This is a genomic window from Clostridium acetireducens DSM 10703, assembly GCF_001758365.1.
Lineage (GTDB): Bacteria > Bacillota > Clostridia > Clostridiales > Clostridiaceae > Clostridium_C > Clostridium_C acetireducens.
On the sequence record NZ_LZFO01000079.1, the window covers coordinates 1 to 1335 of the forward strand.

A 1335-nucleotide genomic window follows, 5' to 3' on the forward strand; every position below is an offset into this window, starting at 1 on the left:
TCATTTCATTAAGACACTCTAAGAATAAAAAATAAAAAAACTCCTACCCAATTTATGCCCCGTCCTTGGGGCGGAAATTGGCTCATCACGTCCTGTGATGAATTACGGAGTTTTTTTATTTTTTATTATAAGACTGTCTAAAATTCATTCAAATTATTTACAAACTCTATTTATGCTACTTTGCTTATTATTTTTATATAGCTTATTTTTAATTATTTTTTATTTGCAAATTATTTCAATCCTTTTTTATTCAATAAACTATTATACTGTATTATTTTTACTTTAAGAAGCCTTTTAATATTGTTTCCTCGGCTTCCTTTTCAGTAAGACCTAAAGACATAAGCTTCATAAGCTGATCTGAAGCTATTTTACCTATAGCTGCTTCATGTATTAATTCAGCATCTTCGTTATATGCAGAAAGAGAAGGTACAGATGTAACCTGAGCATTTCCCATGATTATAGAATCACATTCAATATGCCCTCTACACTTATTTTCACCTTTCATATTAAAATAAAATAACTGCTTAGAATTATCCTTTGATACAGAACGCGATATTACTTGAGCTGTTGAATCTTCTCCTACAAGTTCTATATTTATATGGGATTGGGCTTCTTGATCAAGTTCTGTAAATATTCTTTCTGTTATAATCAAATGAGCATTTTTATGTAAACGAATTTCTGTATCTTTTTTTGTAGAAGTAACTCCTTTTATTTGAATTAACTCCATTTCAAGCACTCCGTCTTCTTCTACTTCTAAAATAGTCTTTGTATTAAATATTTTTTGTGCTTCTCCGTCTCCTCCAGCATAATGTTTTTCTACATACTTTAAATGAGCTCCTTTACGTACTATAAAGTCATGTATTCCATCATGTTGAGTTGTTTTAGTTCCACAATTATGTATACCACATCCAGCTACTACCACTACATCTGAACCTTCTCCCACATCAAAAGTGTTATAAACTAAATCTTTAAAATTTTCATCAGAAAGTATTACAGGAACATGTACACTTTCTCCTATAGTATTAGGCTTTATTACAACATTTATTCCAGGTTTATCCTCTTTATTTATTATATCTATATTTTTAGATATGCTTCTGCTTATAGCTTTCCCATTACTTCTTACATTATGAGCACCACTAAATAAATCTTTAACATTATCTATTGTATCTAATATTTTTTCTTCAACTGAATTTAGCATTTTATTCCCTCCTCGTATAATATAGTTGTAACATTTGATAGAAAACATCTTTATTTTCTAACGAACATTACTAATCTAATTTAAAATATTATTCTTTATTTGATTAATAATCCTATCAGATAATTAGTCATTTCATT

The 1335-nt window shown here is 28.5% G+C and carries 1 protein-coding gene; it reads right to left on the bottom strand.

Going from position 1 to position 1335, the window contains the following annotated elements:
• Positions 1-277 precede the first annotated feature (277 nt).
• Complete coding sequence (locus CLOACE_RS11600; protein WP_070111397.1) at positions 278-1198, bottom strand: SufB/SufD family protein; 921 nt, start codon at positions 1196-1198, stop codon at positions 278-280.
• Between the last annotated feature and the right edge of the window lie 137 nt (positions 1199-1335).

Bases quoted from the DNA above. Each gene is read 5' to 3' on its own strand.
- CLOACE_RS11600 (WP_070111397.1), bottom strand. From the start codon at position 1,198: ATGCTAAATTCAGTTGAAGAAAAAATATTAGATACAATAGATAATGTT.